Source organism: Candidatus Megaera venefica, from assembly GCF_034554655.1.
Lineage (GTDB): Bacteria > Pseudomonadota > Alphaproteobacteria > Rickettsiales > Rickettsiaceae > Megaera_A > Megaera_A venefica.
Genome location: NZ_JARJFB010000127.1, coordinates 1 through 5,493, shown reverse-complemented (window position 1 = coordinate 5,493; position 5,493 = coordinate 1). Strand labels below are relative to the sequence as shown.

Here is a 5,493-nt window from a genome sequence, read left to right as displayed (position 1 = left end):
CTTCAGACACATCAAGATCTTGCTGCAAATATTCATAACCACAAAAATATTGCCAATAAATATTTTCCTTTAGCTCTTCCTCCGTAAACGAATCAGAACCGTTGTACATAGCTTGAAGCATTGATAGTGCTAGCATTACTCTATGATCTTTCTTATTTCTACCAAATTGCTTGATTTCAATGTTAGGCAATGCTCTGGCTTCAAGTTCAGACCAATTTACTAAATCCCTTAGTTTATATAACTTGTTTTTAGGATTTAGTTTTGTAGATAATTTCTCTTCAAATAACCTTTCTTGTTTTTGGAGAAAAGTAATATTTTCTATAGGCATAATTTTAAAATCCGTAAGCTTTATGCGGTAATTATACCATTTTCTTATGGATTTTGTAAGCTGTTTATGACATGAAACCCCTTGTTAATTCAGGCGGGGAGAGTTTTGACGGAGGGACTACTTATTTATAGCAGCTTAACTTCAAGCCTTATCTATTGATTTGGTTGCGGGGGCTGGATTCGAACCAACGACCTTCAGGTTATGAGCCTGACGAGCTACCAGACTGCTCCACCCCGCGCCAATGTAGTTATTTTAGTGATAAGTGTATTGCTCTTAACCATGTTTACACAGCTTTTAAGCTGCACAGTCTGGGTTTAAAACTTATATGCCCGACTAAACACGTAAAATACTATAACTTTTAACTATAGAGAAAACATAAAGGCTGCTTCGACGCTACCTCTCAGTAATCAAGTGGAAGCATAAACTATTTAATATTTTATAGCAAGTACCTATTCAAATTAATTGATTAAACCCTACTACCATCCTACGCTTGCGCTTCTATTTCTTGTTACTTTAGGTTTTATAATTGGTTTGTTGTTTTCTGCTTTACCTAATGAAGACCCAATAACCTGAGCTTTTGCCACTAGTTTGGGAGGTATTTGTTGACTAGCAGATGGTACTTCTTTATTAACAGAAGAAATTTGTTTCTCACCTAATATATTGTTTCCTTGAGTTTTAGCCACAGATGTAACTACAGCTTGAGGTTTAGCTTCCTGAGCTTTATCACCAAATAACTTATTATACACCCTTTGTAAGAAAGTAGGTTTTACTGGAAACTCAAAATCACTGTGGGCTAAATCCTTAGATTTTGCTTTATTCAGACCAAGTTTTTGCCCACGTTGCTTTATATAACTTTCTAAATCCCCTTTGTGAGCAGGTTTTTTTTCATCAGTTTTTATCCACTCTATTCCTCCCCCTTTCTGCCCTATTCCTTTTATTTTTTCAAGTTCAGCATACTGATTTTTCAATTGACTCATTTGCTCTTTTGATGGTTCTACACCTTTCTTTTTTCCTTCAATTACTTTATCAATATCAACTTGTAACTGCATAAGTTTAGCAGCATCTTTCATTTGATTTTGGTTATCTTTCGCAAATTTCTCAATATTATCAAATGCCGCAGCTATGCTCTGCTGAGGAGTCAATTTGGGATTCAGCGGAACCTCGCTTACATTGTTACTTATAGCCTCTAAGGACTTTTGTAAATGTTTTATCCCTTTTTTATCATTATTTTTCTCCATCTCTATGAGAAGATCTGTAAATTCTTCACGCGCAGCATTCACACCACTCTTTAATCCTTGAGCTTCTGAAAGTTCTTTAAATGCATCAGCCATTTCTTGCGATGGAATCATTCCTGGATAATCACGCCAAAGTTTAGGTTGATCACCAAATCTAAGATCCGCAAGGTTTTCTCTATTTAGAAAATCTAAAACCTGGTTATCTTTGTTCCTTACCTTTCCACCAAACATTTTTGGTGCGTTTAACAAATCGTTGAATGCATGCCCAAAATCTATTCTCGCAACACGATCCTTTCCGTCTTTAGTGACTACAATCATATTACCAGGATTAACATCATGATCGCCCGAGATTATAGACCCAGCAATTCCCCTCGCTATATCTTTGCGTAATGAAGCATTTTTTTCTCCACTGATGTCGTATTCTCCCTTCCCCACCTTACCTTTTGTCCCATCAACGAATTTTACATGGCGCTTAGGTTTTATACGCGGGTCTTTTTCTTGAATGTACTCATCAAGAGTTCTGACCTTATCACCTTCTAAATACTTTGAGGCTACTGGTGTTTTTTTAGAAACTTTATCATATACTAATGAAACGTTAGGTGCCGCCTCGAAATCAGAGGTTATCAAAATTGCCCTACTAACTTTAGAGGCAATGACCTCACCATAATTCTCTCGATCAGTCCATCCAGCTTTTAATTTTCGCGTAAATTCATTATCCAAAATCGAAGGCTTTAGCTGATAATTTTTATTTCCCATCTTGACACGCGTACTGCCAGTAACCCCCCCGCTACTAACCGCATTTCCAACATCAAATCCATCATATTCAATAGGCATACAAAGCTCTCTTTTGCTAAAATTATTAAAAAGTATATAGCTTCATTCTACATAATACTTTCGTTATGAAAAATTTTTATCCTAAATAATCTAGCATCCTGTCCGTGATTTTCTTCTAAAAGAAGCTTTTTTAGATATTTTTTTAATTCATTTTTATTATGTAATTTATAAGTATGTAGCTTCTTTACTTCCTTGTTTGATATATTATATCCCTTAGAAAACAATTTTAAAGCATAAGATAAAAAGCCTAATTTTCTTATAGTTTCAGCATTTGCGATCCTTTTTAAATTAGCTTCAACTTGTTCAATAAACATTATATCCATAAAATTATCTTCATCATAATGATAAAATTGACCATCAAGCATCTTATAAACACAGTTGATAAACTCTGTATTATCATTAATGCAGATGCGGTGATTATTTATATTATTAATTATAGAATCTTTAATATGCAAATCTCGCCAATTAGAATCCTCAAAATTCACTTTGCTAAAATCAGAGTCTTTAACTTCTGCGCCAACAAAGGTCGACCCTTTCAAATTAGCCCCAGTCATGGTAACGTTGAATAGCTTGGCGCCAATAAAATCAGCTTTTTGGCCATTTGACTGACTCATAATACAACTATTTAAATCTGCAAATTTAAATGAAGCACCTTCAAAACAACCATCAGCAAATTTTGTATAACCAGCCTTTATGTGATTTAATATAGCCCCTGCAAAATGCCCTCTTGGTGCTTTAACTCCATCAAAGATAGAGTATGAGAAATCCGACTTTTCAAACCGACTTCCTTCAGCAAACTTGCTACCTGTGAAATCCGATCTTCTAGCTTCAATTTCATTAGCAAAGCAATTGTTCCAAATCGTGTGAATTGCAGAGACTCTATTAAATAAAGATTCGCCAAAACTACAACTATCAAAACGCATATTATTCAGAAGACTATCATTAAACAATGAATTCCTAGCTTGAACTCTTGAAAACTCCGCCCCTCTAAAATCGGCGCAAGTAAAATCACTATAATTTAAAGATACCCTCTCTAATTTTACAAGTTTCCAAACAGAATTATTTGCTTGCAATAAATCCATTTTTACATCACTAAAACTTGCTCCAGAACATTTACTCCAATTAAATACAGCCCCAGAAAAATCTGATTTTTCCACTTTACTATCAGTTATATCAGCATTATAGAAATTGCTATTTACCGCTACCGTATCTATAAAAACCCCTTCATTTACTAGCGCACTTTCAAAGCTAGCATTAGTAATATTCGCACCTTTAAAATTACTTCTTTTTAAATTAGATCCAGAAAAATTAACTCCAGATAAATCAGCATTAATAAAATCCAATTCTGATAAATCCAGCCTATTCCACTCATTGTTACCAAACATATTTATCTTACTTGACAGATCAGCAATAATCCTAATCTCATTATCATATTTAACCGCCTTAGGAATTAAGGATACATATAACTCTTTCGCAAAATCATTTAGTGATAAAGTTTTTGTACGCTTTATCCTTGTCAAATACTCAACTAAGTGATCACGAGTTAAAGTAATATACTTTTTTCTAATTTTATTATTACTATACCCCTCACCTGGTAAAAAAACTGGATCAAATATAAAAGCTTCTGCTTTAAATATATTCCCAAAACTACCATGAATAATACGATCAGAAAGAAATACACCTTCTTTCATCTTCCTATACTCATTACGAACTCTAATATATTCTCCAGCAGCTTCATATAACCCTAAAGCTACGCAAGCTCTAGTTACAAAAGGGGTACGTTTCCTTATTTCTTCAAGTTGCATGCGTTTATTATCAAGCAATCGTTGTTGCTCATTTTTTTTTGCTATTTCGTTTTTAATATCTGCATATATTCTAATGCATGAAACAGTAGAACTAAATTTCGCTCCTTCAGTCCCACTCCAGGGCGCAGTACAATAACTATTATCAAAACTACAACTACTTAAATCAGCACGACTAAAATCAATAAAGCTTATACTAGATTCTTTAAAAAGAACCTTTTCTAAATGGACTCCACAAAATCTCGCATTTCTTAAATCACAACCAATAAAACTGGTGTTATGAAATATTGAACCAATAAAATTAGCTCCTTTCAAATCTAATAATTCTCGAGATTTTATGTTACCAATAATTAAATTAGAAAAATCAGCAACAATTATTATTTTGCTATTATTATTTGTAGAATTTCGCTTTGTAAGAAAATTATTGAACGAACGTTCTCCCTTTTTTCTGCTGCTCAGCCACAACGCATAGGAGATGATATCTTCTTGCCTAACCTTTTCCAGTATAAATTTAAATGCCTCTTTATGAGCCTTTACATCGGTATTATCTACTGTTAATGATGTAATTTTGAGCACACGGTTAGAACTCCGCTTTTTTTTTGGCGAACCATCAGTATTAACATGTAAAGTTTTTTCAGATTCAGACTTACTCATTTATCATTATAATTCTCTAGAACTACTCACTGACTTAGAGCGCGGCCTTGTTTCAACAACTGGCTCACCTCTGCTAAGAGTCTCTTTAACCCCTTGTAGTCCCTCGCTTAGACTCTGAGGTTTTTGCTGCGTCTTACTAACAGTTTTAGTCGGGGCTTCGATTCCCAACTCCTCTCTTCTTAAAGCTTCATCATGCCCCTTTGCAAATGCTTCTTTGCCTTGACCTTTAGCTTTAACCGGCTCTCTTTCTGGAGCAACATATTGTTCTTGACATTTTTTCTTAGCACCAAGCAATTTCTCTTGTTCTTCCGATACTCCTACATATTCTCCTAATTTTTTAGCTCCGTTGCCTACACCTTCTACAACATTGCCAGCAAGCTCATCCACTGACTGGCCTGTTACTCCTTTTACTACTTGATTTACACCAACCCCTACACCCATACCGACTGCAGCACCAACAGGTCCCATGGTGACGCCACCAGCAACACCAGCTGCGATAGTCGAAAGCCCCATATGCTTAGCTCCAAAATGTCCCGCTACTGCACCTACAACAGCTCCCACTGCAACAGCACCAGCAACAGCGCCAGCAATAACTGCTAGACTAGCTCCACCAGTTACAACAGCACTTGCTACAATCGCA

At 35.2% G+C, this 5,493-nt stretch carries 3 protein-coding genes, 1 tRNA gene and 1 pseudogene; all 5 read right to left on the bottom strand.

The genetic code is table 11. The features are described from left to right. On the bottom strand, positions 1 to 328 hold a 328-nt coding region (locus Megvenef_RS07220; RefSeq protein WP_322776028.1), incomplete at its 3' end, for a transposase. Positions 329 to 489: 161 nt separating this feature from the next. Beyond that, positions 490 to 566, bottom strand: a tRNA-Met gene (locus Megvenef_RS07215). A 238-nt stretch (positions 567 to 804) separates the two neighbouring features. Then, entirely contained in the window at positions 805 to 2,397 is a 1,593-nt protein-coding gene (locus Megvenef_RS07210; RefSeq protein ID WP_322777289.1) for a hypothetical protein, read from the bottom strand. 47 nt (positions 2,398 to 2,444) lie between these two features. Continuing rightward, positions 2,445 to 4,853 carry a pentapeptide repeat-containing protein gene (locus Megvenef_RS07205; RefSeq protein ID WP_322777288.1) on the bottom strand — a complete coding sequence of 803 codons (2,409 nt, stop codon included), beginning with the start codon at positions 4,851 to 4,853 and terminating at the stop codon, positions 2,445 to 2,447. A 6-nt stretch (positions 4,854 to 4,859) separates the two neighbouring features. Beyond that, positions 4,860 to 5,493 (bottom strand): annotated as a pseudogene (locus tag Megvenef_RS07200) (hypothetical protein); the annotation flags it as partial.

Excerpts from the sequence above, each read along its gene's own strand:
- Megvenef_RS07210 (WP_322777289.1), bottom strand. The coding sequence starts at position 2,397 with ATGCCTATTGAATATGATGGATTTGATGTTGGAAATGCGGTTAGTAGC.
- Megvenef_RS07205 (WP_322777288.1), bottom strand. The coding sequence starts at position 4,853 with ATGAGTAAGTCTGAATCTGAAAAAACTTTACATGTTAATACTGATGGT.